Consider the following 25641-nt stretch of genomic DNA (forward strand, 5'->3'; position numbering starts at 1 on the left):
CGTCACGCTCCCAGGAAATCGTTGAGCAGGCGGTTCACCTCGGCGGCCGACTCCATCTGCACCATATGCCCCTTGCCTGGCAGCACATGCACGCGGATATCGCCGGGCAGACCCTGCGCATGGCTCGACGGAATGATCTGGTCCAGCTCGCCCCAGATCACCAGCGTCCGCGGCGCCAGCCTGTCGACGCGATCGCGATAGCTGCGCTGCTGCGCGCCGTCCTTGAACGCCGACGCCGCGATCTTCTGCAACGTCTCGCTCACGCCTTCGAGCCGCTTGTACTTGACGATATCCTCCACGAGTTGCCGCGTGACGAGCGAGCCGTCGGCGAACAGTTTCGTCAGATGCGGCTTCAGCGTATTGCGGCTGTTGCCCGACACGAATCCGTCGATGTACTCGCGGTTGATCTCGTCGCCCAGCCCCGCGCCCGCGATCAGCGAAAGCGACGCCACACGCTGCGGCGTTTTCTCCGCCACCGTCATCGCGACGAGACTGCCCATCGAATGGCCGACCAGATGCGCCTGCCCGATGCCGCGATCGTCGAGAAACGCGATCACGTTATCGGCGAGCTCGTCGGCGCTGCCCGACTCGACGGCTTTCGTCGATTCGCCATGCCCCAGCAAATCGAGCGCATACACCGTGCGATGCGCGGCGAGGTCCGCATGATTGAACAGCCAGTTGTTCAGATCGCCGCCGAAGCCGTGAATCAGCACAGCAGGCGTGCCGCCTTCGCCGATCTTCAGGAAGCGGATCGTGCGTCCGCCGATCTGCGCTTTCTCGGGCTGCGGCCCGGCATCGGCCGAATCCGCGGCGAGCGGCACGAAGTCGCGTTGAAACGCTTCGACGGCGGCGTCGATGTCCGCGTCGGCCTCTTCCGTATCGGCGACGACACCCAGCAACGCGCCGACGGGCAGCGTGTCGCCCTCCTGCGCAACCTGTCTGCGCAACGTGCCGTTGAACGCGCACTCGACACCCGACGCGATCTTGTCGCTCTCGACGTCGAGCACTTCATCGCCCTTCGCCACCTTGTCTCCGACGGACTTCAACCAGCCATTCACCTGTCCCTGCTCCATCGACAGGCCCCACTTGGGCATTGTGATCATGTGAATCGACATTGCTCGGTTCCTCGCTTGATGCAGTGATAACGCGGTGTCAGTGTCGCGTCTGCTTGACGGCCGCGGCGATCTTGTCCGCCGAAGGGATGTAGAGATCCTCCAGCACGCCCGCGAACGGCGTGGGCGTATGGGGCGCGGTCACCAGCTCGACGGGCGCCTTCAGCGAATGGAATGCCTTCGACGCAACCAGTGCGGCAATATCCGTCGCCACCGAACAGCGGGGATTCGCTTCGTCCACGACGACGATGCGGCCCGTGCGTTCGACGCTTTCCAGGATCGTGTCTTCGTCGAGCGGTGACGTGGTGCGCAGATCGATCACTTCCGCCTTGATGCCTTCCTTGGCGAGCCGGTCGGCGGCGTCCGTCGCGTAGTGCACCATGCGTCCATATGTGACGATGGTCGCGTCGTCGCCATCGCGCACCACGTTCGCTTCGCCGAACGGAATCGCGTACAGCTCTTCGGGCACGTCGCCTTCGCGCGTGTACAGCAGCTTGTGCTCGCAGAAAATCACCGGGTCGTTTTCGCGGATCGCCTGAATCATCAAGCCCTTCGCGTCATAAGGCGTCGACGGGCACACCACCTTCAGTCCCGGCACGTGCGTGAACAGCGACGTCAGCATCTGCGAGTGCTGCGCAGCCGCGCGCAAACCCGCGCCCTGCATCGTGCGGATGACGACGGGCGTCACCGCATTGCCGCCGAACATATAGCGGAATTTGGCGGCCTGATTGAAGATCTGATCGAAGCACACGCCCATGAAGTCGATGAACATCAGTTCCGCGACGGGACGCATGCCTGCCGCCGCCGCACCCACGGCTGCGCCGATGAAGCCGCCCTCCGAGATCGGCGTGTCGAGCACGCGTCCCGGATACTTGTGAAAAAGCCCTTTCGTGACGCCGAGCACGCCGCCCCATGCGTCCTGTTCGCCCGGCGCGCCCGCGCCGCCCGCGTTGTCTTCGCCCATCACGATGACGCTCTCGTCGCGCGCCATTTCCTGACTCAGTGCTTCGTTGATCGCCTGAGAAAATGTGATCTTGCGTGCCATGTCTGTCTCCTTGTTTGCCTGAAAACAATCGCGTTCGATTACGGATACGACACGTACACGTCGGTCAGCAGATCGGCTTCCGTCGGCAGCGGCGCAGCTTTCGCTTTCAGCACGGAATCGTCGATGAGTGCCTTCACGTCGGAATCGATCTTGCGCAGATCGTCGGTGTTCAGCATCTCCGCGCGCACCACGCGCTCTTCGAAACGCTTCAGGCAGTCCTTCTCGTCACGCAGCTTCTGCACTTCGCCCGGCGCGCGATACGTCTGCGCATCGCCTTCGAAATGGCCAAAGTAACGCGACAGCTTCACTTCGATCAGCGTCGGCCCGCCGCCCCCGCGCGCGCGCTCGATCGCTTCACCTAACGCTTCGTGCACCGCGAAAAAATCGAAACCGTCGACGATCACGCCCGGCATGCCGAAGCCGCTCGCGCGGTCCGCGATGTTGTCGGAGGACACCGACCACGTCGACGACGTCGCTTCCGCATAGCCGTTGTTCTCCGCGACGAAGATCGCGGGGAGGCGCCACACGCTGGCGAGATTCATCGATTCGAAGATCACGCCCTGGTTCGATGCGCCGTCGCCGAAGAAGCACACGCCCACGCCGCCCGTTTTTTTCAGCTTCGCCGCGAGCGCCGCGCCGCACACGAGCGGACCGCCTGCGCCGACGATGCCGTTCGCGCCGAGCATGCCCTTCGACAGGTCGGCGATGTGCATCGAGCCGCCCTTGCCTTTGCACACGCCCGTCTGCCTGCCGTAGATCTCGGCCATCATGCCGTGCACGTCGACGCCCTTCGCGATGCAATGACCGTGGCCGCGGTGCGTGGTCGCCACATAGTCCTTGTCGTTCAGATGCAGCATCGTGCCGACGGCCGACGCTTCCTCGCCTGCGTACAGATGCACGAAGCCCGGTATATCGCCCGTCGCGAACTCGACGTGCAAACGCTCTTCGAACTCGCGAATGGTGCGCATCATGCGGTACGCGTCCAGCAGTTTCTCCCTGCTCAACTGACTCGAAACAGACATGGTGTGTCTCCTTGATGAAGTCGATCCTGACTGCAACGGATGCGGAGTGGTCTCCGACTGATTGAAAGAACTCCCTCTATTTCTCTTGCACTTGCACGTGGCTTCGCGACGCAGCCGCCATCTCGCGCATCAACTGGCGCGATGCGGAGAAACGCAGCGTGCGGCTCACGTCGACCGTCAACGGGCCGCTCCAGTCGAGCGATATTTCGTAACGGTCGTCGCGCTCGATTTCGATTTCGCGTTCGCCGTCGAATGCGAGCGTGCCCCGCCGCGCGTCGATGGGCAGCCAGTCGCCGACCTCGAAACGCTCGCAGGTGCGCATCGTCACCTGATCGATGCGGCCGGGCGCGATCGGCGCGTAAATCGGCACACCGTCGTCGTTCATGAAGCCGTGTTCGTCGCGCTGCGCGAAGGTCAGATGCAAACCATGCGGCGCCGTGCGCTCGACAGGCGCCCACGCGCCGCCTATCGACGACAGGCCGATGCCGTCCGGTGCAGCGAACGTGAGAAAGAGCGACTCGATATCCGACGGCTCCGACACGGCTCGCGCGCCGACGAAGCGCTGACGGCTCACGCAGACATCGACGAGCGCGATCTCTTCGCGTCCGCGATTCGGGCCCGCGACGCAGCGCACGACGAGCCGCTTGTTGCGCGTCAGCGCGACGTCGGGCGGCACGACGCCCGACGCCACCAGTGCGCCCGCCATGCCCGCGACGGTGGCCTCGCGCATGTCGGGAAACGCGTTGTTGGTGCCTGTGGACAGCGTCAGCAACGGCACGCCGCCGCAATGCGCGGCCACCGCGCGATGCGTGCCGTCGCCGCCGAGCACGGCAATCAGTTCGACGCCTTCACGCACCATGTGAGCCGTGCCCGTATGGGTGTCGGCGACGGAATCGGTGATGGGCAGATCGACGAATTCGACTTCGGGCCAGCGCTCCGCCGCGCCCGTCGCGGCATGCGTGTCGAGCGCGCGCAGCAGCAGCGAAGCGACGCCCGTGCGATCGCGCAATGTCAGCACGCGATCGACGCCCAGCGCGCCGAGGCCCGCGATCAGACGCACGACCATGTTGGCCTTTTCGGCCGTCGGGAACACGGACGCATGCGTCGTAAGACGGCGAATGTCGCGCCCCGACGCAGGGTTCGCGATCACGCCGACGGTGATAGGCGATGGCACTGAGGTTGTCTCCGATATGTGTGTGTCGATAGCGGCTTGCGTGTCGTATGCAAGGCCACTTCGTGTGGCAAGCATTACTGCAACAGCCATGCCAATCTTTCGTCGGTCGTGCGCAAAGCGCGAAACGCCTTATGCGCAAAGGGTTCGAGGCGGCCGCGACGCACGGCTGCAATGGCACGTGCCGTCGCATGACGCAGCGCACATGACTCACTTCGCGTCGCGCGCCGCACGGGCAACGCTGCGACGCGGGCCAGGTGCCCCGCGCAATCGAACGATGCACGTCTCACCGCTGTCTCACACATGCCTGAGACGATCGTCTCAAGCATCTCGCGTGCTGCAACGCAATGTGATTGCGCTGACGGGATGTGCTACAAGAAGGTCCGATCGCAGAGACCAGCGCGTTCAATCGACCGTTAACGACGGGAGCCCGCCATGCCCTACGTCTCTCAAACGCAGCATATCGACCGCGTGCGCGGCGCCATCGAAGGACGCCTGCCCGCGCCCGCCAATTCGTCGCGCCTCGTGTCGTCGTGGCAGCGTTCGTATGAGCAATACCGGCTCGATCCCGGTTCGGTGATCGGGCCGCGCGTGTTGACGTCGGCCGAGCTGCGCGACGTGCAGGGCAAGGAAGAGGCGTTCCTGCGCGCGTCGGGCCAGTGCCTCGCGCGGCTGCACGACATGATCCGCATGGCCGACTACTGCGTGATGCTCACCGACGCACATGGCGTCACGATCGATTACCGGATCGACCGCGAGCGGCGCGGCGATTTCAAGCACGCGGGTCTCTATATCGGCTCGTGCTGGTCCGAGCGCGAAGAAGGCACATGCGGCATCGCGAGCGTGCTGACGGACCTCGCGCCCATCACCGTGCACAAGACCGATCACTTTCGCGCGGCGTTTACGACGCTCACGTGCAGCGCGTCGCCCATCTTCGCACCGACGGGCGAACTGATCGGCGTGCTCGATGCATCCGCCGTGCAGTCGCCCGACAACCGCGACAGCCAGCGGCTCGTGTTTCAACTGGTGCGCCAGAGCGCGGCATTGATCGAGGACGGCTACTTCCTCAATCAGACTGCGCAGCACTGGATGATCTTCGGCCACTCCAGCCGCAACTTCGTCGAAGCGCAACCGGAAGTGCTGATCGCGTTCGACGAGTGCGGCAACATCGCCGCGTCGAATCGCAAGGCGCAGGAATGCATCGCCGGCCTGTGCGGGCCGCGTCACGTCGATGAGATCTTCGATACGTCGGCGGTGCATCTGCACGACGTCGCGCGCAGCGACACGATCGTGCCGCTGCGTCTGCGCGCGACGGGCGCTGTGTTGTATGCGCGCATTCGCGCGCCGTTGAAGCGCGCGTCGCGGGTTGCTTCCGTGGTGTCCTCTCCCAATGCAGTTCACGATGCACACGCCGATACGAACCTCGACGCCATCAGCCGCTTCCTGCACAGCCGCGACTCGCGTATCGCGCGCAATGCGGACGTCGCGTTGCGCATCGCGGGCAAGCATCTGCCTATTCTGATTCTCGGCGAAACGGGCGTCGGCAAGGAAGTGTTCGCGCAGGCGCTGCATGCATCGGGCGCGCGGCGCGCGAAGCCGTTCGTCGCGGTGAATTGCGGCGCGATTCCCGATTCGCTGATCGAAAGCGAACTGTTCGGCTACGCGCCCGGCGCGTTCACGGGCGCGCGCAGCCGCGGCGCGCGCGGCAAGATTGCACAGGCGAACGGCGGCACGCTGTTCCTCGATGAGATCGGCGATATGCCGCTCAATCTGCAAACGCGTCTGTTGCGCGTGCTGGCCGAAGGCGAAGTGCTGCCACTAGGCGGCGATGCGCCCGTGCGCGTGGATATCGACGTGATCTGCGCGACGCACCGCGATCTCGCCCGCATGGTCGAAGACGGCACGTTCCGCGAAGATCTGTATTACCGCTTGAGCGGCGCGACGCTGCATATGCCGCCGCTGCGCGAACGCGCCGATATTCTCGACGTCGTGCATGCCGTGTTCGACGAGGAAGCGCAAAGCGCGGGACATGTGCTCACTTTGGATATGCGTCTCGCCGAACGGCTGTCGCGTTTCGCGTGGCCCGGCAATATCCGGCAACTGCGCAACGTACTGCGCTATGCATGCGCGGTGTGCGATGCGACTCGCGTCGAGTTGCGGCACGTATCGCCCGATGTGGCTGCGTTGCTCGCGCCTGATGAAGCGGCCTCACGGCCTGCGCTCGCGGGCAACGACGACGACGAACGCGCGCGGATCGTCGATGCGCTCACGCGGCATCACTGGCGGCCGAATGCGGCGGCCGAAGCGCTCGGCATGTCGCGTGCGACGTTGTATCGGCGGATTGCGAAGCTGGGGATCGTCGGGCCGCATCGGAGTTGATGCGTTTTTTGCCCGGGCGCGCCTAACCCGCGTTCAACGCCGCAATCCGTTTTCCGAGTTCGCACAGCCGCTCGCGCAATTCCGGCGGCTCGAGCACTTCGACATGCCCTGCAAAGCCGAGCAACTGCTCGGCGGCATAACCGAACTGTTCGACGGGCACGGTCACTTCCTGCCAGCCGTCCTGTTCCGAAGGCGGCGCGATCTGCGCCTGTTCGACGGCTGCCGCGCCGAGCCGGTGCAGACGCGTCATGCCTTCCGGCGACAGCCGCAGGCGCGCCGTATGCCTGAGCAGGCTCTTCTCGAACGACGCGACGGCCGCCGTCCATTCCTCGCGCAGATCGAAACCGTCAGGACGTTCGAACGTTTCGTCATGCACGCTCAATTGCACGATGCTCGACACGCGATACGTGCGCAACTGCGTCCGCACGCGCGTGACCAGATACCATTCGCCGCCTTTCAGCACGAGCCCGAGCGGATCGCGTACGCGCACGCCTTCGCTGTCGTCGCCGCCGTTCCATGTGCGGTATTGCATTGAGACGCGCTTCTGTTCCCACACCGCGCCCGCGAGCATCGTCAGCCACGGCGTGGGCGTTGGCCGCTGATACCAGCCGACGGGATCGATATGCACCCGCGAACCGATGCGCGACGTGTCGGGCGCGGCATCGGGCAGCGCCGTGACGAGCTTCAACTGCGCCGCACGCAGCTGTTCGGACAGACCGAGATCGGACGCCGCGCCCGTGAGCCCGGCGATGGACAGCGTTTCGGCTTCCGCTTTCGTGATGCCCGTCAGCTTCGCGCGATAGCCGTCGAGCAGCGCAAAGCCGCCACCCGGCCCGCGGTCCGCATACACGGGCACGCCCGCTGCGCTCAACTGGTCGATGTCGCGATAGACCGTGCGGATCGACACGTCGAACTCGTCGGCGAGCGCCTGCGCGGTCACGCGTCCTTTGACCTGCAGCATCAAGAGCATCGAAACGAGCCGGCTCGTTGCCATTTTTTCAGCCCATCCAAATTCATGACAAAGGTTGTCAGTTATTGACGAGTATAAAGTGAGTTATAGACGAAGATCCATTGAGGTGTGCAATATGCGCGTTACCTACGTAGTTCGTTTTCAGGTCTTGCCCGACAGGCTCGAACGGTTTCTGACGCTGCTGAACGGCATGCTCGACGCCATGCGCGACGAGCCGCAGTTCCGTGAAGCCGTGCTGCATCGCGACCCGGACTCGGCGTGCCGGCTGCTGCTGGTCGAAACCTGGGAAAGCGACGAAGAGGCGAGCGACGAGCAGATTCATCGGCCGTACCGGCGTGCGTATCACGAGGCGCTCGCCGATCTGCTCGTGCGTCCGCGTGAAGTCACCGAATGGCGCACGCTGCGTGTGGATCGGCGCGAAATGCGGTTCGAATCGCGCGCCGCAGAAGAATTGGCCGAGGCCCGCGCATGAGCACGTCGACGACTGCTCCGACCCATCATGGCAGTCTGAGCGTCATGCAAGGCGCGGCGCTCTACGTCGGTGCCGTGCTCGGCACGGGCGTGATCGCGCTGCCTGCGCTCGCGGCTGAAGCGGCCGGCCCCGCGTCGCTCGTCGCGTGGCTGGCGCTCGTGCTGTTGTCGGCGCCGCTGGCGGCAACGTTCGCCGCGCTCGGTGCGCGCTATCCTGACGCGGGCGGCGTATCCACGTACGTGCGCAATGCATTCGGCCCGCGTGCCGCGGCCATCGTCGGATGGTGCTTTTACTTTGCCGTGCCGGCAGGCGCGCCCGCTGCGGCGATGTTCGGCGGCGCATATGTCGCTGCGGCGTTCGGCGGCGGCGAGTGGACCGTGATCGGCACGGCAGCCGCGCTGATGCTGACCGTGACGCTTGCCAACGCGCTCGGACTGACGGTGTCGGGCCGCTTGCAACTGGTGCTCGCCGCGTTGCTCGTTGCATTGCTGCTGGCCGCTGTCATCGCTTCGGCGCCCCATGCGCGGATGGCGAATCTGCAGCCGTTCGCGCCGCATGGCTGGCTCGCGGTGTTTCCCGCCGCCGCGCTGCTCGTCTGGAGCTTCGCGGGTTGGGAAGCCATCACGCATCTCGCCGCGGAGTTTCGCCGCCCCGCGCATGATCTTCCGTTGGCGGCAGGCATCGCCGTTGTCGTGGTCGGCGTGCTGTACATGGGCGTTGCGACGATGAGCGTCATGGTGCTCGGGCCGGGCGCCGGGACGTCGAGCGCGCCGCTCGCCGAACTGCTTGCACGCGGGCTCGGCGGCAAGGTGCACATGCTCGCGGCCATCGCTGCGCTGCTGCTCACGCTCGGCACGATGAACGCATATTTCGCGGGTGCTGCGAAACTCGGCGCCGCGCTGGGCCGCGACGGCGCGCTGCCGCAATGGCTCGCGCAAGGCAGCCGGGCGGGCGACGTGCCGCGCCGCAGCCTGTTCATGATTGCCGGGCTGGCGACGTTTGCGCTGGTCGTCGTGGTGATCGCGGGTGTGGGGCCGAAGCCGCTCGTGCTGCTCACCACAGGTTCGTTCGTCACCGTGTATGCGCTTGGCGCGGCGGCTGCGCTGCGTCTGTTGCCGCGAGGCAGCTGGCCTCACCGCTGCGCGCGTGTTGCGCTCGTTGCCGTCGCGGCATTGTGTTGTGCGACGGGCTGGTATCTGTTGTGGCCGCTCGTGATTACAGGCTGCGCACTGCTTTATCTACGAGTGCGACGTGTATTCGTTTCGAGTACGAGGGCGATCCCATGAAGTTGCAATGCACGCAGGAAAACAGGTTGACAACGCATCGACGGCACGACACACTCGAATGCATGCTGACGCTCACCACCACGACATACGTCATTAAAAACCGTATTGCACGCCATCGCGGCGGGCCTATGGGAGCGTGTGTGCGTTAAATTTGCAGCAGTCGGCAAAACGATCCCAAGGCCCCGCCGGAAACGGAAGGGGCCTTTTGTTTTGGGTGTGCCTTCCGTCCCCCGGCTCAATTGACGGAGTGCATGATGGACAAGGCTTGCCAGCAGTTCACCGATGACGAATCACTCTGCTTTTCGCGTACGCAAGAGGAGCGCTTACCCAGAGTCGTCGTTCACTTTGCAGTGCAACCCGGCGCGACGATGTCGTGGCGCGTCGAGGCGAACACCGAGCTTCATGTACAGGGTGCGCGCGTGTGGTTGACGCGCGCGGCGTCGCCATACGACCACTGGCTGCAGATCGGCGAGACGTTCCGTCTGCAGCGCGGCGAGCGCGTCTGGGTCAGCGCGGACGGCAACACGCCCGCGCAGCTTTCGCTGACGACGCATCCCGTGAAATCCCGCGGCATGCTGGTGCGTTTGCTCGAACGCTGTTCTTCGCTGGGCGCGGATATTTTTGCACCGCGCTCCCGTTGAACGCGCGCAATAAAAAAGCTCGTGCAGGGTACGAGCTTTTTTTGTTTTATACCGCGTGACGCACCGTCCAACAGCGATGCGTCACGCGATGCATCAACACGTCGATCAAACGTGCATCAAACGCGCTCGATCGCAATCGCAATGCCCTGGCCGACGCCGATGCACATCGTGCACAGTGCAAAGCGGCCTTGCGTGCGTTGCAGCTGATACATCGCCGTCGTGACGAGACGCGCGCCGCTCATGCCGAGCGGATGGCCGAGCGCAATCGCGCCGCCGTTCGGATTGACGCGGGCGTCGTCATCGGCGACACCGAGCGCGCGCAGCACGGCAATGCCTTGCGAGGCGAACGCTTCGTTCAGTTCGATCACGTCGAACTGGTTGATGTTCATGTTCAGACGCGCGAGCAGCTTTTGCGTCGCGGGCGCCGGGCCAATGCCCATCACGCGCGGATCGACGCCTGCCGTCGCGATGCCGAGCACGCGTGCGCGCGGCGTCAGGCCGAAGCGTTTCGCCGTTTCTGCGTTGGCGAGCAGCAGCGCCGCTGCGCCGTCGTTGACACCCGACGCATTGCCCGCTGTCACCGTGCCGTCCGGACGCACGACACCCTTCAGCTTCGCGAGCGTTTCGAGGCTCGTCTCACGCGGATGCTCATCCTTCGACACGACGATCGCATCGCCCTTCTTTTGCGGAATCGTCACGGAGACGATTTCCTGCGCGAGCGTGCCATCCTGCTGCGCGCGCGCCGCCTTCTGCTGGCTGCGCAGCGCGAACGCGTCCTGATCGGCGCGGCTGATGTTGTAGTCGGTCGCGACGTTCTCGCCCGTTTCCGGCATCGAGTCGACGCCATACAGCTGCTTCATCAGGGGATTGACGAAACGCCAGCCGATCGTCGTGTCGTGGATGTCGGCCTGACGCGAGAACGCGCTCGTCGCCTTGCCCATCACGAACGGCGCGCGGCTCATGCTTTCGACGCCGCCCGCGATCATCAGCCCGGCCTCGCCCGACTTGATCGCGCGCGCGGCGATGCCGACGGCATCCATGCCCGAGCCGCACAGACGGTTCACCGTCGAACCCGGTACATCCTTCGGCAGGCCTGCCAGCAACAGCGACATGCGCGCGACGTTGCGGTTATCTTCGCCGGCCTGGTTCGCGCAGCCGTAGATCACATCGTCGATCGCGCCCCAGTCGACTTCCGTGTTGCGCTCCATCAGCGCCTTGAGCGGCACGGCGCCGAGATCGTCGGCACGCACCGACGACAGCGAACCCGCATAGCGGCCAATCGGCGTGCGAATCGCGTCGCACAGGAATGCTTCCGTCATGAGATGTCTCCAGTAATGGCGAGGGCCGGCGTAACGTGGAAGGCGCCAGCGTCGGCGCAATGGGCAGCGCCAGAAAAACGTGCCGAGCGAATCAGATTTGTTCTATACTCGAACAAACGATCATCTATCGAACATTTCAGGTTCGATAATAGGCGGGTGTTGGAAAGACTGTCAAGCTTGCAGGCCAGGCGGCAGACCGTCAAATTCGGCAAAAGCGTGTGGCGAAAACGGCAGGAATCGGCGCCGCATCGGGTCCGGGCGCGCATTCCCGCCCGGACGCCTGGGCGCCGACCACCATGCGCCGCATGTACGCCGCGGCACCGGGCCTGCGAATTTGGCGAATCTGAGCGCTTGCGCTATCGTCACGGCTTTCCGCAGGCTGACCGCCGCCCACTTCGAGTCCGAACGTTTCGCATCGAGTTCACAGAGGCCATGAGCAAAGTCCCATCCGCGTCACAAGCAGTTCCCGCCAGCGAAACGGACGCGCCCGACAAACCGGGCGATTCGTACGTACAGTCGTTCGCGCGCGGCCTTGCGGTGATTCGCGCGTTCAACGCCGAGCGTCCCGAGCAGACGCTGACGGACGTCGCCTCGGCGACGGGTCTGACGCGTGCGGGTGCGCGCCGTATCCTGCTGACGCTGCAGACGCTTGGCTACGTCGAAGCGGAGGGCCGCCTGTTCCGCCTGACGCCGAAGATTCTCGACCTCGGGTTCGCCTATCTGACGTCGATGCCGTTCTGGAATCTCGCCGAGCCGTTCATGGAAGAACTGTCGTCGGAAGTCCACGAAAGCTGTTCGGCGGCCGTGCTCGACCGCACCGAGATCGTCTACGTGCTGCGCGTGCCGACGCACAAGATCATGACGATCAATCTGTCGATCGGCAGCCGCTTGCCCGCGTATTGCACGTCGATGGGCCGCGTGCTGCTGTCGGCGCTCGACGAAGCGACGCTCGACGCGACGCTCGACGCATCGCGCATTGCCGCTCACACGCCGCGCACGATCACCGACAAGGACGAGCTGAAGAAAGTGATCGCGCAGGTGCGCAGCCAGGGCTGGGCCGTCGTCGATCAGGAGCTGGAAGGCGGGCTGATTTCGCTGTCCGCGCCGATTCGCAACCGGCGCGGTCAGATCATCGCCGCGATGAACATCAGCGGCAACGCACAGCGCAATTCCGCGAAGCAGATGGTGAAGGCGTTCCTCGAACCGTTGCAAAAAGCCGCGCAGTCGGTGTCCAACATGGTCGCGCTACGCGGCTAGAATGCCTCAACGGCCCAGATAGCGCTCCACCAGACGCGTCCAGTAAGCGGCGCCGATGGGCAGATTGCGGTCGTTGAAGTCGTAGTGCGGGTTGTGCACCATGCAGCCGTCTTCGCCGACGCCGTTGCCGAGGCGCAGGAACGAGCCCGGCCGCTGTTCGAGCATGAACGCGAAATCTTCGCTGCCCATCAGGATGTCCGCATTCGGCTCGACGTTCGCCGCGCCGACCAGTTCGCGCGCGACCTGAATCGCGAATTCCGTTTCCTCGTCCGTGTTCACGACGACGGGATACCCTTCCACATAATCGACCCGAGCCTTGCCGCCGTAGCTCGCCGCCTGCGTTTCGGCGAGTTCGGTGATGCGCGCTTTCAGCAGCGCGCGCACTTCCGGGCTGAACGAGCGCACGCTCAGTTCGAGCGTCGCGCTCGACGGGATCACGTTGTTCGCGACACCCGCGTGCATCGTGCCGACCGTCACGACGGCGGGCTGCGCCGGATTCACGTTGCGCGCGACGATCGTCTGCAGCGCCATCACGATACTCGACGCGATCACGATGGGGTCGACGGTCAGATGCGGGCGCGCCGCGTGGCCGCCGACGCCTTCGATCGTGATGGTCGCCTTGTCGCCCGCCGCCATGAACGCGCCCTTGCGGAACAGAAACTTGCCCGGCTCCGCGCCCGGATGGTTGTGCACGCCGAACACGGCGTCGCACGGAAAACGCTCGAACAATCCGTCTTCGATCATCTTCTTCGCGCCGCTGTCGATGCCGCTTTCCTCGGCCGGCTGGAAGTACAGATGCACGGTGCCCGAAAAATTGCGCGTCTTCGCGAGATGCTGGGCGGCGCCGAGCAGCATCGTCGTGTGGCCGTCGTGGCCGCATGCGTGCATCTTGCCGTGCGTGCCGCTCGCGTATGGCAGTCCCGTCTGCTCGACGATGGGCAGCGCATCCATGTCCGCGCGCAGGCCGATGCTGCGCGTGCCGTCGCCGGCCTTCAAGGTGCCGACCACGCCCGTCTTGCCGACGCCGCGCGTCACCTGCCAGCCCCACGCTTCGAGCTTGTCGGCGACGAGCGCCGCCGTCGCGACTTCTTCGTACGCGAGTTCGGGATGGTGGTGAATGTGGTGGCGAATGTCGCGCAGCGCGGCGGCTGCGGGCTCGAGGTCGGCGATTTCAGTCAGGCGGGTGGCGTCGGTCATCAGGTGCACTCCGGGTTTACTCGCTGCGTCTCGTGCGCAGCGTTAAACCGCAGACTATAGCAATGCGTGATCTTTCCGGTAAGACGGCCGTGCGCCAGACTTACTTAACGCTTTCGCCGGAAACGCGCGCGTCCACCCGCGTCTGATGCGCGGGCTGCTTGCTTGCAACACCTTTCAGGACATCGACGAACGCGAGGCCCGCTTCTTCGAGCGAGCCGGAATTGTCGATATGCGTGAGATGCGCGCCATCGGGCAGCGTGAACGGCGCCTGGCGCGCGAGGCGCGCGGCGACCTGCTCCGCCGTCTCGCGTCCGCGTGTCGACAGACGCTGCGCAAGAATATGCGGCTCGGCGTGGATATACACGACTTCGAGCTGCTGATAGCGCTTCAATGCACGCGTCAGATACGCGCGCGAACCATTGACGACAACCGTGCAGCCGCGTTCGAGCCACGCATCGATCTCGATGCCGATGCCATAGTGCAATTCATGGCTCGACCATTCGAGCGCGAACAGGCCTTGCGCCGAACGCGCCGCGAATTCTTCGCGCGTCAGCGAGATGTGATTTTCGTTGTGCCCCGTCTCACGCGTGATGTAGCGGTGCGCGAACACGACGGGCGTGCCCGCGACATGTTCGCGCGCGAAATGCAGCAGTGAATCCTTGCCCGCGCCCGATGGCCCGACCACGTAAATCAGACGGCCTGTCATGCGTTCTCCCGCTGTTCCTGTTCTGCCGTGAACGCGAGCCGTTGCCACAGCATGAACGGCTCGCCCGGCGCGGGCTCGACGAAGATCGCCGCGCCGTCGATGGCCAGCGGCCCGAGGCGTTGCGCCTCGCGGTGCCAACGCTCGACGATCGCATCGCGATCGCCGGCTTGATCGAGCGAATTGGACAGCGTCATGTGAAAGCGGAACTCCTCGAGCACATAGGGATATCCCCATTCGACGAGCAATTCGCGCTGTCGTTCCGTCAGCGGCGCTTGCAAGCGCCTGGCAATATCCGCCGCCGACGGCTTGACGCGCAGCGGCGTAAAGGCGCGCAACGCATTCGCGGCAAGCGTGCGCGTCTGTTCTTCGCCGGCTGAAGTCGCGGGACGCAGCGCAACGAAGTCGCCCAATGTGGCCGCTTCGACAGGCAATGCGAAGGGCATCTGCTGTTGCGCCCAGCGTTCTGCTGTGTCGAGCAGATCGGCGATCGTCACGTTGCTCGCGAGATGAAACGGGGCGACCAGCGTGCCATGCCAGCCATAACGGCGCGGCGAGGACGTCAGTTGCGCGAGAGGTTGCGACAGCTCAGGCGTATCCTGCGGATCGAGCGGCGCGCCGCTTTCGGCATCGCGCGCAAGCCATGTCGAGCCCGCATCCCACCAACCCGATGCACGCGCCGGTGCGTAGTAGATCGCAAAGCGCGCCCGCGCGGACCATGCGTTCCGGATGGCGGCGCTCATACGTCGTGCTCGACCATCAGTTGCACGCGATCGGCGGCGAAGTGCGTAAAGCCGTATTTGATGGGCGTGCCTTCCGTGTCGACGTCGACGTTTTCGACCCACAGCACCGGCTGCTGCCGGTTGATGCCAAGACGCCGCGCGACTTCCGGCTCCGGCAGCACGCTGCCGATACGGCTCCACTTGCGCAGATAGTCGGTCACGCCATACTCGGCCATCGCCTTCGTGATGCCGCCCACGCGTTCGAGCACATCGGGCAGATCGGCAAAACGCGCGGCCGGATAGTAGTTGCGCGCATACGTGAGCGGCACGCTGTCCGCTTCATGCAGCGATTCGATGCGATAGACGAATGCGCCCGCGCGCAGACCCAGCGCCTTCGCGACGGTCGGATCGGCCTTCACGCGCGCCGCCGACAGCATCGTGCCCGCAGGCGCATGATGTTGCTGACGCAAGTTTTCGGTGAAGCGCGTGCGCCGCCCGATGGTGTAGTCGATCGCGCCCGGTTGCACGAACGTGCCGCGTCCCTGCTCGACACTGACGAGCCCTTGAGCCGCGAGACCCAGCATCGCGCGGCGGATCGTGTGACGGTTGACATCGAAGCGCCTCGCCAGCTCGCCTTCGCTCGGCAGACGCCCGTCTTCGCCGAAGCCGCTCGCCGCGATCTCTTTCGCAAGAATCTGTTCGATCTGCCGCCACACGGCGACGCCCGCTCCACGTTCCAGCATCGCGCCCGGCGCTGCGTCGTCGTTCGATGTCATGGTGCTGTCATTCCCTTCGGTTCCAATAAGCGTTCTGTGCATTGTAGTCCGCAAGCCGTGGCGGAAATATGAAACTGCGCCTTCTGCCACAAGCCAGCAGCACTTCATCTCTAAACGTCTAGACGTTTAGACGAATAGATGCTCAAATGTCCGGACCCGTTACCGCCCCTCCCTCTCCAGGAAACCGCCAGGAACCCCGATGAGTGCGCCCCCTTCCTCAGATTCCCCTGCCTCCGCAACCGCCGCGCGCCGTGCATGGATGGCCGTGCTCGCGCGCACGTCGCGCGCCGACCTCGAAACCGCGCTGAACCACGCGATGGAAGGCACGCCGTTTCCCGCCTTCGACTGGCTGCGCCCGCCCGAAACCGGGCTGGCGATGGTGCGTGGACGCATCGGCGGCACGGGCGACGCATTCAATTTCGGCGAAGCGACCGTGACGCGCGCGACGCTACGCCTGCGCGACGTATCGGATGAAGGCACGACCGTCGGCGTCGCGTGTCATCTGGGCCGCGACCGCCGTCGCGCCGAGCTCGCCGCTATGGCAGACGCGCTGCTGCAAACGCCGCAGCATCACGCACGTTTGCAAGCGCAACTGATTGCGCCGCTCGCGTCGCGACTCACGGCGAAACGCGCGGAGCGCCAACAGGACGCCGCATCGACGCGCGTCGAATTCTTTACGATGGTTCGAGGCGACTGATGAACACTTCCGCTCAATCTCCGCAGATCGCGCTGTCGACACTGACGCCCGGCTTCGCCGACCCAGTACACGACACGCAAGCCGTGTTCCGCACGTTGCTCGATACGCTGTCGCGTCCCGGCCGCATCGGCACGATCGACAACGTGCTGCCCGCTTCGCGCAGAGACGCGCGCAACACGCTGCCGCACGCGCGCGCCGATCTCGCCGCATTCGCTGCACTGCTCGCGCTGTGCGACTACTCGACACCCGTGTGGCTCGCTCAGCCCGACGCTGTGCTCGGCTCCGCGCTGCGTTTTCACACGGGCGCGCCGCTCGTCGACGAACCGCAAGATGCCGCCTTCGCGTATGTGCACGATGCGAGCACGCTGCCGCCGCTGCCGTGCTTCGCGCTGGGCGAGCCGGAAACGCCGGAGCAATCGGTGACGCTCATTATCCGCGTCGATTCGCTGATCCACGGCACACCCGTCGTGCTGCGCGGCCCCGGCATCGAGCACACGCATACGATCGCGCCCGCGGGTCTGCCCGAGCGCTTCTGGCGCGAACGCGCGGAACTCGCGCCGCTCTTTCCGTGCGGCATCGACTGCTATCTCGTCTGCGGCGACACGCTGATCGGCCTGCCGCGCACAACTCACGTGGAGCACAACTAATGTACGTAGCCGTCAAAGGTGGAGAGCGCGCGATCGAAGCATCGTGGCGCCTGCTCGACAAGGCGCGCCGCGGCGACACGCAGCTAGCCGAACTGAGCGTCGCGCAGATTCGCACGCAGCTGCGGCTCGCCGTCGCGCGCGTGATGACGGAAGGCTCCGTCTACGATGAAGAACTCGCGGCGCTCGCGATCAAGCAGGCGGCCGGCGATCTCGTCGAAGCGATTTTCCTGTTGCGCGCGTATCGCACGACGCTGCCGCGCTTCGGCTACACGCAACCGGTCGATACGGAAGACATGCACATCGAGCGGCGCATCTCCGCGACGTTCAAGGACGTGCCCGGCGGCCAGATGCTCGGCGCGACCTACGATTACACGCAGCGCCTGCTCGACTTCACGCTGCTGGCCGAAGGCGGAGACGAAAGCGCGCCGCAAATCAGGTGCGCTGAAAGCGCTCGACCCGAAGCGATGCCGCGCGTCGTTTCGCTGCTCGACAAGGAAGGGCTGATCGAACAGGAGCGCGTATCCGAAGGCGCGTCCGAGCCCGGCGATCTGTCGCGCGAGCCGCTGTCGTTTCCCGCGAGCCGCGCGACGCGCCTGCAAAACCTCGCACGCGGCGACGAAGGCTTTCTGCTCGCGATGGGTTACGCGACGCAGCGCGGCTACGCGAACTCGCATCCGTTCGCGGGCGAAATCCGCTTCGGCACGGTGGCCGTCGAAATGGAACTGGACGAACTGGGCTTTGCCGTCGAGATCGGCGAAATCGACGTCACGGAATGCCAGATGATCAACCATTTCGCGGGCAGCACCGAAGTTCCGCCGGCTTTCACGCAAGGCTACGGTCTCGCGTTCGGTCATTCGGAGCGCAAGGCGATGGCGATGGCGCTCGTCGATCGGGCGCTGCGCGCGGAAGAACTCGGCGAAACGATCGGCTCGCCGACGCAGGACGTCGAATTCATGCTCTCGCATAGCGATAACGTCGAGGCGTCGGGCTTCGTGCAGCATCTGAAGCTGCCGCATTACGTCGACTTCCAGGCGGAACTGGAACTGGTGCGCCGTTTGCGCGCAAAGCATGCCGCGCAGGCAAACGGCAACGACCTTGAGGAGCAGGCGGCATGAACGCGCCCGACACGACGATGCAAACAGTCGCGCGCGATAGCGCCGCCGAAGGCTACAACTTCGCGTATCTCGACGAGCAGACCAAGCGCATGATCCGCCGCGCGCTGTTGAAGGCGGTGGCCGTGCCCGGCTATCAGGTGCCGTTCGCGTCGCGCGAAATGCCGTTGCCGTTCGGCTGGGGCACGGGCGGCATTCAGGTGACGTCGGCCATCATCGGACGCGACGACACGCTCAAGGTGATCGACCAGGGTTCCGATGAAACGACGAACGCCGTCAACATTCGACGCTTCTTCGCGCGCACGGCGGGCGTCAGCACGACGCGCAAGACGGGCGAAGCGACGATCGTGCAGACGCGTCACCGCATTCCCGAAACGCCGCTCACCGACAAGCAGATTCTCGTCTATCAGGTGCCGATGCCCGAGCCGTTGTTCAGGCTCGAACCGCGGGTCGCCGAATGCAGGAAGCTGCATGCGCTCGCCGATTACGGCCTGATCAGCGTGAAGCTGTATGAAGACATCGTGCATCACGGCAGCATCGCGACGACGTACGACTACCCGGTGATCGTCAACGGCCGCTATCTCGCGTCGCCGTCGCCGATTCCAAAGTACGACAACCCGAAGATGCATATGAACCCCGCGCTGCAACTGTTCGGCGCGGGACGCGAGCGGCGCATCCACGCAATTCCGCCTTATACGCCCGTAAAAAGCCTCGATTTCGACGACCATCCGTTCGAAGTGCAGCGCTGGGATCATGCGTGTGCGCTGTGCGGATCGACGGAAAGTTTTCTCGACGAAATGATCGTCGACGATCAAGGCAAGCGCATGTTCGTCTGCTCGGACAGCGACTATTGCCACGAGCGACGCGAACAGCAAGGCACGGACAACATCGAAGGAGAAAGCGCATGACGCCGCTTTTGAGCGCACGCGCGCTCAGCAAACAATATGGCGGCCGCAACGGTTGCCGCAACGTCAGCTTCGATCTGTATCCGGGCGAAGTGCTGTGCATCGTCGGCGAATCGGGTTCGGGCAAATCGACGCTGCTCAATACGCTAGCACTGCGCACGCCCGTCGGTTCCGGCACGCTGCACTATGCGAGCGCGCATGGCGAAACGCTCGATCTGCTCGCGCTGTCCGAGCCGCGCAAGCGTCTGTTGATGCGCACCGAATGGGGCTTCGTGCAGCAGAATCCGCGCGACGGACTGCGCAGCAGCGTATCGGCGGGCGCGAATATCGGCGAGCCGTTGATGGCTGTCGGCGCGCGGCATTACGGCAAGATTCGCGAAGCCGCGACGCAATGGATGGCGCGCGTCGAACTCGACGCATCGCGCATCGACGAACTGCCTTCGGCATTTTCGGGCGGCATGCAGCAGCGTCTGCAGATCGCGCGCAATCTCGTCACCCGTCCGCGTCTCGTGTTCATGGACGAACCCACGGCGGGCCTCGACGTGTCCGTGCAGGCGCGTCTGCTCGATCTGCTGCGCACGCTGACATCGACGCTGCATCTGTCCGTGCTGATCGTTACGCACGATATCGGCGTCGCGCGTCTGCTCGCGCATCGGCTGATGGTGATGCAAGGCGGCGAAGTGGTCGAAGCGGGTCTCACGGATCAGGTACTCGACGATCCGCAACACCCGTACACGCAAACGCTCGTCTCTTCCGTTTTGCCCGTTTGAGGTCCACCACGTGATGACAACGTCAATCGACACATCGTTCATCGACAACGACGCGCTCATGCTGCGCGCTGTCGGCATCGGCAAGACCTTCACTTTGCATGGCCAGGGCGGCGTGCAGATCGAGGCGCTCGCGGGCGTGTCGCTCGATGTCGAGCGCGGCGAATGTGTCGTGCTGGTCGGGCCGTCGGGCGCGGGCAAGAGCACGTTCCTGCGCTGCCTGTACGGCAACTATCTGGCGAGCACGGGCGTGATCGCGATTCGCGACGACGCGCAGGAGTTGAAGCATCTGCCCATCACGGGCGCCGAGCCGCGCGACGTGCTGCGTCTGCGGCGCGGCGTAGTCGGTTACGTGAGCCAGTTCCTGCGCGTGATCCCGCGTGTGAGCACGCTCGACCTCGTCGCCGAGCCGCTCGTCTCGCGCGGTGTCGATGAAGACGAAGCGCGTGCGCGTGCGTCCGCGTTGCTCGCGCGTCTGAACGTGCCGGAGAGGTTGTGGCACCTTGCGCCCGCAACGTTTTCGGGCGGCGAGCAGCAGCGCGTGAACATCGCGCGCGGCCTGATCGCGGAACAGCCGGTGCTGCTGCTCGACGAACCCACGGCCTCCCTCGATGCGGAGAACCGCGACATCGTCGCCAGTTTGATCGTCGAGGCGCGTGAACGCGGCGCGGCTATCGTCGGCATCTTCCACGATGAAGACACGCGCGCCAAAGTCGCTACACGCAGGCTCGAACTGACGCCACCGCTGCGTAATACGGCGGCATTACACTGATAACGATCGCTGATTTTTCGGATCCGGAGCATTCACATGCTGATCAAGAACGCCCGCGTCGTCACGCGGGACGAAGTTTTCAACGGCGTCGTGCACATCGAAGACGGTGTGATTCGCGACGTGGCGCGCGGCACGACGTCGGCTGCCGGCGCGCAGGACTGGGAGGGCGACTATCTGTTGCCGGGCCTGATCGAACTGCACACGGACAACCTCGAGAAGCATCTGTTGCCGCGTCCGGGCGTCGAATGGAATACGGACGCCGCTTTCGTGATCCACGACGCACAGGTTGCTGCAGCGGGCATCACGACCGTGTTCGATGCGCTCGCGATCGGCTCGCGCTCGAGCGTCGGCTTGCGCGGCCGCGATACGCAAACGCGCTGCGCCGCCGCGCTGCAGCGCTTCTCCGAACGCAGGCTGCTGCGCGCCGAGCACTTTTTGCATCTGCGCTGTGAAATCGCGACTTCGGATGTCGTCGAGGTGTTCGATACGCTCAAGGATCATCCGCTGCTGCGTCTCGCGTCGGTGATGGATCACACGCCGGGCCAGCGTCAGTGGCACGACCGCGAGCAATGGCGCCGCTTCCAGGAGCGGCACGGCAAGATGACCGACGAGCATATGGCCGCGACGCTCGTCGCGCTCGAAGACGAACAGCAGCGTTTCGCCGACGCGCACCGCCGCGAGATCGTCGAGCGCTGCAAGGCGCTGGGCGTGCCCGTCGCGAGCCATGACGACACGCTCGCCGAACACGTGCAGCAGGCCGCAGAAGAAGGCATCGTGCTCGCCGAATTCCCGACCACGCGCATCGCCGCCGAGGCCGCGCACCGTCACGGCATCGCGACGATCATGGGCGCGCCGAACATCGTGCGCGGCGGTTCGCATTCGGGCAACGTGTCGGCGCTGGAACTCGCGCAAGCGAATCTGCTCGACATTCTCTCGTCCGACTACGTGCCGTCGAGCCTGCTGACAGCCGCCTTCGAACTCGTCGACAAGGCCGGCTGGACGCTGCCGCGCGCGATGGCCACCGTATCGGCCGAACCGGCGCGCACGGCCGGTTTGCACGACCGCGGCGCGATCGAGCCGGGATTGCGCGCCGATCTGGTCCGCGTGACGATGCTCGACGCATTGCCCGTGCCGCGCGCGACCTATCGCGCGGGTGAGCGCATCGTGTGATGCGCTGTCAATCGCACATAAGTCTTTGATCGGAAAGCGTTTGCCGCAATGCCGCAATGCCGCATAGCGGCGGCAAGCGCTTGCCTCTCAGGAACCCAACTCCTCCGCCCGTCTCCTGTCGTTTTGCTTTCAGAACGATATCCTTGCCGCATATCACAAAACGGCCCTTTAGAGGCAATACTCCTTTGCCATCCGGTGTTTCACTAGCACCGCAAATATTTTGATTTGTTAAGCTTGGCGCGCGTTGCTGGCTGGGGCCAGCCAGCGGCCATTAAGACAAGCCCGGCACAACGGCCGGGCAACGTCGCGCAGCGGCACAACCGCATGCGGGACACTTTGAACCACTCCCGGGAGTACATCAGTGAAAAAACTGCTTGCGGCTTTGACGGTTGCCCTGCTCGCTACCGTATCGATCGGCGCACACGCCAAAGACTGGAACACCATTCGTTTCGGCGTCGACGCCAGCTATCCGCCGTTTGAATCGAAGGGCTCCGACGGCAAGCTGGTCGGCTTCGACATCGACCTCGGCAACGAAATCTGCACGCGCCTGAAGGCGAAGTGCGTGTGGGTCGAAAACGACTTCGACGGCATGATTCCGGCACTGAAGGCGAAGAAGTTCGACGGCGTGCTGTCGTCGATGTCGATGACGCCGCAACGCGCTGAACAGATCGCTTTCTCGTCGAAGCTGTTCAACACGCCGACGCGTCTCGTCGCGAAGAAGGGCTCGAACATCCTGCCGACGGCGGAATCGCTGTCGGGCAAGTCGGTTGGCGTCGAGCAAGGCACGATCCAGGAAACGTACGCGAAGACCTACTGGGAGCCGAAGGGCGCGAAGGTCGTGCCGTACCAGAACCAGGATCAGGTCTATGCCGACCTGATCTCGGGCCGTCTGGATGCAGCGCTGCAAGACGCTGTGCAGGCTGAAATCGGCTTCCTGAAGACGCCGCGCGGCGCGGGCTTCCAGTTCGTCGGCAAGGATCTCGAAGACAAGAAGATTCTCGGCGAAGGCGCAGGCATCGGCATGCGCAAGGAAGATGCCGACCTGAAGGCGAAGGTCGACAAGGCGATCGCCGACATCATCAAGGACGGCACGTACAAGAAGATCGAGAAGAAGTACTTCGACTTCGACGTGTACGGCGGGTGATTTCTTAGCTGCAGCATGTAGCGTGGTTGTTTGTGCGCTGCGCGCCGCAGATGAAGGCGGGCTCCTTTGGGGCCCGTTTTTGTTTTTGTGGTTTTGCCTTCGAGGCGCGGGCTTTGCCGTTCTGGTTTTTTGCTTTTGGCTGGTATCTGCGTTGTCGTTTGGGTTTTTTTGCTGTTGCTGGCATCCGCGGTTTCGCATCGGTTTATTAGCGTTGCCCCTGTGCGGGGCGGCACTTACTTTCTTTGCCGCCGCAAAGAAAGTAAGCAAAGAAAGCGGACTAACACCGCCAATCCTTGTGGTTGCCTGCGGGCCCCCAACCGGTCCCGCACTCCAAACGGCAACGCGCTATTTCATGTGTGTTGCCAACGCCTCCAACACGCGCATCACCCACTCCACTCACCCGTAGTGCAGCCCGCGGCAGCGATCCGTCTGCGCCGCCCAGGTGGCAAACTGTGTGTAGCTTGTCGCACCAGTTGCGTTGGCGCTTCTACGACACCGATCCCGCTTTTCAGTCCGGAGTGGTGCATTTCCTTCGCGACTGCCTACACACCGTTTGCCACCTGGGCGGCGGTGGACGTCCTGGTAACTCAGTACGTGACGCGGGCATGCGAAGCGGGTGAGGCGTGCAGTTTGTATGCTGGCAACGGGCGCGAAATGCTGTGTTGCCGCGTGAAGTGCGGGACCCGTTGGGGGCCCGCAGGCAACCACAAGGATTAGCGGTGTGAGCGGCTTTCTTTTGCCTACTTTTCTTTGCCGCGGCAAAGAAAAGTAGGTGCCGCCCCGCACAGGGGCAACGCTAATAAACCGATGCGAAACCGCGGATGCCAGCGCACAACATAGCGTCCACGAGAGCAAAACCCCGCAAACGCCAGCAAAAAACAACGTCAGCAAAAACCAAATCGGCTAAGATCAACCGATACGCGGCGCAACCACAGCCCACGCCAATTCCGAAGTCTCAACCTAAGCCACCACAAAAGGCGCTCTGCGCGCCGTCCGCAGCGCCAACATCGACCATGCAAACCCTCAATCATCCGCTGATTTCCCCGACCCTCGGCACTGCTCGCAGCCTGACGAGCTTCCATTACGGTCCGAGCGGCGGACAGAAGGTCTATATCCAGTCATCGCTCCACGCCGACGAACTGCCCGGCATGCTGGTGTCGTGGGCGTTGCGCCGCAAGCTCGAAGCGCTCGAGGCGGCCGGCAAGCTGCGCGGCGAAGTCGTGATCGTGCCCGTCGCGAATCCGATCGGCCTGAACCAGCATGTGCTCGGCCTGCTCGCCGGCCGCTTCGAAACGAACACCGCTCAGAACTTCAACCGCAACTTCTACAACCTGTTCGATCTGATCGAGCCCGTGATCGAAGAACGTCTCACGACCGACGCCGACCAGAACCGCACGATCATCCGTCAGGCAATGCGCGATGCGCTCGATGCGCAAAAGCCACGCACCGAAATCGAATCGCAGCGTCTCGCGCTGCAGATGCTGTCGTACGACGCAGACGTCGTCCTCGATCTGCATTGCGACTGGGAAGCGGCGCTGCATATCTACACGAACCCGGACCTGTGGCCCGACGTCGAGCCGCTCGCGCGCTATCTGGATTCGAAGGCCTCGCTGCTCGCAGTCGATTCCGTCGGCAATCCGTTCGACGAGATTCACAGCTTCTGCTGGTCGGAACTGCGCACGCGCGTCGGCGACCGCTTCCCGATTCCGAACGGTTCGATCTCCGTGACGGTCGAGTTGCGCAGCCAGCGCGACGTGTCGTACGAGTTCGCCGAGCAGGACGCACAGGGTATCGTCGAATACCTGACGCACCGCGGCGTGATCGCGGGCGAAGCCGCGCCGATGCCGCCGCTCGAGTTCGCCGCGACGCCGCTCGCAGGCACCGAGCCCATCGTGGCGCCCATGAGCGGCGTCGTCGTGTATCGCCAGGAAGTCGGCAAGTGGATCGACGCAGGCGAGCCGATCGCCGATATCGTCGATCCGCTGACGGATCGCGTCGTCACGCTGAAGTCGACCGTCGCGGGCGTGATGTACGCGCGTCACCTGTCGCGCTTCGCGCAGGCGGGCATGGAGATCGTGCGGATCGCGGGCGCCAAGGCGTTCCGGACGGGTCAGCTGCTCTCCGCTTGACATTTGACATCGCTTGCGGCTCACGCTGCGGCGTCGAACGAAATCGCCCGCCCTGTGCGGGCGATTTTTTTGGCTCAGCGCACACGCAGAACCACGGCACTGTCTGTTTCGTGCGCGGAACTAAACAAGGTCAGTTATGACGCATATGCACAGATTCGCGCGCAACCCTTTAGCACGCAAAGTAAGTGCTGTCGCATTTGTACTACATATTCACTAAAAATATTTG

Annotated in this window: 24 protein-coding genes; 14 read left to right on the forward strand and 10 right to left on the reverse strand. The window is 64.2% G+C overall.

Annotated features, from left to right (window positions below; all coding sequences use genetic code 11):
* Positions 1-2: 2 nt before the first annotated feature.
* The 4 genes from FRZ40_RS20575 to FRZ40_RS20590 all read right to left on the reverse strand — a co-directional run bounded on the left by FRZ40_RS20575 (position 3) and on the right by FRZ40_RS20590 (position 4353).
* Positions 3-1115 carry an acetoin dehydrogenase dihydrolipoyllysine-residue acetyltransferase subunit gene (locus FRZ40_RS20575; RefSeq protein WP_147235407.1) on the reverse strand — a complete coding sequence of 371 codons (1113 nt, stop codon included), beginning with the start codon at positions 1113-1115 and terminating at the stop codon, positions 3-5.
* 37 nt (positions 1116-1152) lie between these two features.
* Complete coding sequence (locus FRZ40_RS20580; RefSeq protein WP_147235408.1) at positions 1153-2157, reverse strand: alpha-ketoacid dehydrogenase subunit beta; 1005 nt, start codon at positions 2155-2157, stop codon at positions 1153-1155.
* A gap of 38 nt (positions 2158-2195) precedes the next feature.
* Positions 2196-3179: a thiamine pyrophosphate-dependent dehydrogenase E1 component subunit alpha gene (locus FRZ40_RS20585; RefSeq protein ID WP_147235409.1), complete on the reverse strand. Its 984-nt coding sequence runs from the start codon at positions 3177-3179 to the stop codon at positions 2196-2198.
* Positions 3180-3255: 76 nt separating this feature from the next.
* Positions 3256-4353 carry an ATP-NAD kinase family protein gene (locus tag FRZ40_RS20590; RefSeq protein WP_147235410.1) on the reverse strand — a complete coding sequence of 366 codons (1098 nt, stop codon included), beginning with the start codon at positions 4351-4353 and terminating at the stop codon, positions 3256-3258.
* Positions 4354-4785: 432 nt separating this feature from the next.
* On the opposite strand from FRZ40_RS20590, the gene FRZ40_RS20595 reads away from it, so the two are divergent.
* Positions 4786-6729: a sigma-54-dependent Fis family transcriptional regulator gene (locus FRZ40_RS20595; protein WP_147235411.1), complete on the forward strand. Its 1944-nt coding sequence runs from the start codon at positions 4786-4788 to the stop codon at positions 6727-6729.
* A gap of 22 nt (positions 6730-6751) precedes the next feature.
* Here FRZ40_RS20595 and FRZ40_RS20600 read toward each other — a convergent pair whose 3' ends face one another.
* On the reverse strand, positions 6752-7699 hold the full coding sequence (locus FRZ40_RS20600; RefSeq protein ID WP_240057245.1) for a helix-turn-helix transcriptional regulator: 948 nt from the start codon (positions 7697-7699) through the stop codon (positions 6752-6754).
* 115 nt (positions 7700-7814) lie between these two features.
* Here FRZ40_RS20600 and FRZ40_RS20605 point away from each other — a divergent pair, with 115 nt between their 5' ends.
* The 3 genes from FRZ40_RS20605 (at position 7815) to FRZ40_RS20615 (ending at position 10098) form a co-directional block, all read left to right on the forward strand.
* Positions 7815-8171, forward strand: coding sequence for a putative quinol monooxygenase (locus FRZ40_RS20605; protein WP_147235413.1), 357 nt, complete (start codon positions 7815-7817; stop codon positions 8169-8171).
* Positions 8168-9457, forward strand: a complete 1290-nt coding sequence (locus FRZ40_RS20610; RefSeq protein WP_147235414.1) for an APC family permease — start codon at positions 8168-8170, stop codon at positions 9455-9457. Before FRZ40_RS20605 ends, FRZ40_RS20610 begins: the two co-directional genes overlap by 4 nt.
* 254 nt (positions 9458-9711) lie before the next feature.
* The gene (locus FRZ40_RS20615) at positions 9712-10098 is read left to right on the forward strand and encodes a DUF2917 domain-containing protein (protein WP_028370335.1); all 387 of its coding nucleotides are present in this window, start codon (positions 9712-9714) and stop codon (positions 10096-10098) included.
* 116 nt (positions 10099-10214) lie between these two features.
* Here the strand turns inward: FRZ40_RS20615 and pcaF are convergent, their stop codons facing one another.
* Positions 10215-11417: a 3-oxoadipyl-CoA thiolase gene (gene pcaF, locus FRZ40_RS20620; RefSeq protein WP_147235415.1), complete on the reverse strand. Its 1203-nt coding sequence runs from the start codon at positions 11415-11417 to the stop codon at positions 10215-10217.
* A 432-nt stretch (positions 11418-11849) separates the two neighbouring features.
* Between pcaF and FRZ40_RS20625 the strand changes: the two genes are divergently transcribed.
* On the forward strand, positions 11850-12674 hold the full coding sequence (locus tag FRZ40_RS20625) for an IclR family transcriptional regulator (protein ID WP_028370333.1): 825 nt from the start codon (positions 11850-11852) through the stop codon (positions 12672-12674).
* A 6-nt stretch (positions 12675-12680) separates the two neighbouring features.
* Here the strand turns inward: FRZ40_RS20625 and FRZ40_RS20630 are convergent, their stop codons facing one another.
* From FRZ40_RS20630 to phnF, 4 genes are all read right to left on the reverse strand, one after another.
* Positions 12681-13871: a M20 aminoacylase family protein gene (locus tag FRZ40_RS20630; protein WP_028370332.1), complete on the reverse strand. Its 1191-nt coding sequence runs from the start codon at positions 13869-13871 to the stop codon at positions 12681-12683.
* Positions 13872-13971: 100 nt separating this feature from the next.
* The gene (phnN, locus tag FRZ40_RS20635) at positions 13972-14577 is read right to left on the reverse strand and encodes a phosphonate metabolism protein/1,5-bisphosphokinase (PRPP-forming) PhnN (RefSeq protein ID WP_147235416.1); all 606 of its coding nucleotides are present in this window, start codon (positions 14575-14577) and stop codon (positions 13972-13974) included.
* Positions 14574-15317 carry a DUF1045 domain-containing protein gene (locus FRZ40_RS20640; RefSeq protein WP_147235417.1) on the reverse strand — a complete coding sequence of 248 codons (744 nt, stop codon included), beginning with the start codon at positions 15315-15317 and terminating at the stop codon, positions 14574-14576. Before FRZ40_RS20640 ends, phnN begins: the two co-directional genes overlap by 4 nt.
* Positions 15314-16072: a phosphonate metabolism transcriptional regulator PhnF gene (gene phnF, locus FRZ40_RS20645; protein ID WP_028370329.1), complete on the reverse strand. Its 759-nt coding sequence runs from the start codon at positions 16070-16072 to the stop codon at positions 15314-15316. The genes FRZ40_RS20640 and phnF overlap by 4 nt, the downstream gene beginning before the upstream one ends.
* Before the next feature lie 199 nt (positions 16073-16271).
* Here phnF and phnG point away from each other — a divergent pair, with 199 nt between their 5' ends.
* The 9 genes from phnG (at position 16272) to FRZ40_RS20695 (ending at position 25415) form a co-directional block, all read left to right on the forward strand.
* Positions 16272-16769 (forward strand): phosphonate C-P lyase system protein PhnG, encoded by a 498-nt coding sequence (gene phnG / locus FRZ40_RS20650; protein WP_147235418.1) that lies wholly within the window; start codon positions 16272-16274, stop codon positions 16767-16769.
* Positions 16769-17416, forward strand: a complete 648-nt coding sequence (gene phnH, locus FRZ40_RS20655) for a phosphonate C-P lyase system protein PhnH (RefSeq protein WP_147235419.1) — start codon at positions 16769-16771, stop codon at positions 17414-17416. Before phnG ends, phnH begins: the two co-directional genes overlap by 1 nt.
* Complete coding sequence (locus FRZ40_RS20660; protein WP_147235420.1) at positions 17416-18531, forward strand: carbon-phosphorus lyase complex subunit; 1116 nt, start codon at positions 17416-17418, stop codon at positions 18529-18531. Before phnH ends, FRZ40_RS20660 begins: the two co-directional genes overlap by 1 nt.
* Complete coding sequence (locus FRZ40_RS20665; RefSeq protein ID WP_147235421.1) at positions 18528-19436, forward strand: alpha-D-ribose 1-methylphosphonate 5-phosphate C-P-lyase PhnJ; 909 nt, start codon at positions 18528-18530, stop codon at positions 19434-19436. The genes FRZ40_RS20660 and FRZ40_RS20665 overlap by 4 nt, the downstream gene beginning before the upstream one ends.
* Positions 19433-20203: a phosphonate C-P lyase system protein PhnK gene (gene phnK / locus FRZ40_RS20670; RefSeq protein ID WP_147235422.1), complete on the forward strand. Its 771-nt coding sequence runs from the start codon at positions 19433-19435 to the stop codon at positions 20201-20203. Before FRZ40_RS20665 ends, phnK begins: the two co-directional genes overlap by 4 nt.
* 13 nt (positions 20204-20216) lie before the next feature.
* The gene (gene phnL, locus FRZ40_RS20675; protein ID WP_028370323.1) at positions 20217-20972 is read left to right on the forward strand and encodes a phosphonate C-P lyase system protein PhnL; all 756 of its coding nucleotides are present in this window, start codon (positions 20217-20219) and stop codon (positions 20970-20972) included.
* A gap of 36 nt (positions 20973-21008) precedes the next feature.
* Positions 21009-22142, forward strand: a complete 1134-nt coding sequence (locus FRZ40_RS20680; RefSeq protein ID WP_147235423.1) for an alpha-D-ribose 1-methylphosphonate 5-triphosphate diphosphatase — start codon at positions 21009-21011, stop codon at positions 22140-22142.
* Between the two features lie 361 nt (positions 22143-22503).
* Positions 22504-23286 (forward strand): ABC transporter substrate-binding protein, encoded by a 783-nt coding sequence (locus FRZ40_RS20685; protein ID WP_028370321.1) that lies wholly within the window; start codon positions 22504-22506, stop codon positions 23284-23286.
* Positions 23287-24299: 1013 nt separating this feature from the next.
* On the forward strand, positions 24300-25415 hold the full coding sequence (locus tag FRZ40_RS20695; protein WP_147235425.1) for a succinylglutamate desuccinylase/aspartoacylase domain-containing protein: 1116 nt from the start codon (positions 24300-24302) through the stop codon (positions 25413-25415).
* Positions 25416-25641 lie beyond the last annotated feature (226 nt).

It is taken from the genome of Paraburkholderia azotifigens (assembly GCF_007995085.1).
GTDB lineage: Bacteria > Pseudomonadota > Gammaproteobacteria > Burkholderiales > Burkholderiaceae > Paraburkholderia > Paraburkholderia azotifigens.

Excerpts from the sequence above, each read along its gene's own strand:
- FRZ40_RS20575 (WP_147235407.1), bottom strand. The coding sequence starts at position 1,115 with ATGTCGATTCACATGATCACAATGCCCAAGTGGGGCCTGTCGATGGAG.
- FRZ40_RS20580 (WP_147235408.1), bottom strand. The coding sequence starts at position 2,157 with ATGGCACGCAAGATCACATTTTCTCAGGCGATCAACGAAGCACTGAGT.
- FRZ40_RS20585 (WP_147235409.1), bottom strand. The coding sequence starts at position 3,179 with ATGTCTGTTTCGAGTCAGTTGAGCAGGGAGAAACTGCTGGACGCGTAC.
- FRZ40_RS20595 (WP_147235411.1), top strand. The coding sequence starts at position 4,786 with ATGCCCTACGTCTCTCAAACGCAGCATATCGACCGCGTGCGCGGCGCC.
- FRZ40_RS20600 (WP_240057245.1), bottom strand. The coding sequence starts at position 7,699 with ATGCTCTTGATGCTGCAGGTCAAAGGACGCGTGACCGCGCAGGCGCTC.
- FRZ40_RS20605 (WP_147235413.1), top strand. The coding sequence starts at position 7,815 with ATGCGCGTTACCTACGTAGTTCGTTTTCAGGTCTTGCCCGACAGGCTC.
- FRZ40_RS20610 (WP_147235414.1), top strand. The coding sequence starts at position 8,168 with ATGAGCACGTCGACGACTGCTCCGACCCATCATGGCAGTCTGAGCGTC.
- FRZ40_RS20615 (WP_028370335.1), top strand. The coding sequence starts at position 9,712 with ATGGACAAGGCTTGCCAGCAGTTCACCGATGACGAATCACTCTGCTTT.
- pcaF (WP_147235415.1), bottom strand. The coding sequence starts at position 11,417 with ATGACGGAAGCATTCCTGTGCGACGCGATTCGCACGCCGATTGGCCGC.
- FRZ40_RS20625 (WP_028370333.1), top strand. The coding sequence starts at position 11,850 with ATGAGCAAAGTCCCATCCGCGTCACAAGCAGTTCCCGCCAGCGAAACG.
- FRZ40_RS20630 (WP_028370332.1), bottom strand. The coding sequence starts at position 13,871 with ATGACCGACGCCACCCGCCTGACTGAAATCGCCGACCTCGAGCCCGCA.
- phnN (WP_147235416.1), bottom strand. The coding sequence starts at position 14,577 with ATGACAGGCCGTCTGATTTACGTGGTCGGGCCATCGGGCGCGGGCAAG.
- FRZ40_RS20640 (WP_147235417.1), bottom strand. The coding sequence starts at position 15,317 with ATGAGCGCCGCCATCCGGAACGCATGGTCCGCGCGGGCGCGCTTTGCG.
- phnF (WP_028370329.1), bottom strand. The coding sequence starts at position 16,072 with ATGACATCGAACGACGACGCAGCGCCGGGCGCGATGCTGGAACGTGGA.
- phnG (WP_147235418.1), top strand. The coding sequence starts at position 16,272 with ATGAGTGCGCCCCCTTCCTCAGATTCCCCTGCCTCCGCAACCGCCGCG.
- phnH (WP_147235419.1), top strand. The coding sequence starts at position 16,769 with ATGAACACTTCCGCTCAATCTCCGCAGATCGCGCTGTCGACACTGACG.
- FRZ40_RS20660 (WP_147235420.1), top strand. The coding sequence starts at position 17,416 with ATGTACGTAGCCGTCAAAGGTGGAGAGCGCGCGATCGAAGCATCGTGG.
- FRZ40_RS20665 (WP_147235421.1), top strand. The coding sequence starts at position 18,528 with ATGAACGCGCCCGACACGACGATGCAAACAGTCGCGCGCGATAGCGCC.
- phnK (WP_147235422.1), top strand. The coding sequence starts at position 19,433 with ATGACGCCGCTTTTGAGCGCACGCGCGCTCAGCAAACAATATGGCGGC.
- phnL (WP_028370323.1), top strand. The coding sequence starts at position 20,217 with ATGACAACGTCAATCGACACATCGTTCATCGACAACGACGCGCTCATG.
- FRZ40_RS20680 (WP_147235423.1), top strand. The coding sequence starts at position 21,009 with ATGCTGATCAAGAACGCCCGCGTCGTCACGCGGGACGAAGTTTTCAAC.
- FRZ40_RS20695 (WP_147235425.1), top strand. The coding sequence starts at position 24,300 with ATGCAAACCCTCAATCATCCGCTGATTTCCCCGACCCTCGGCACTGCT.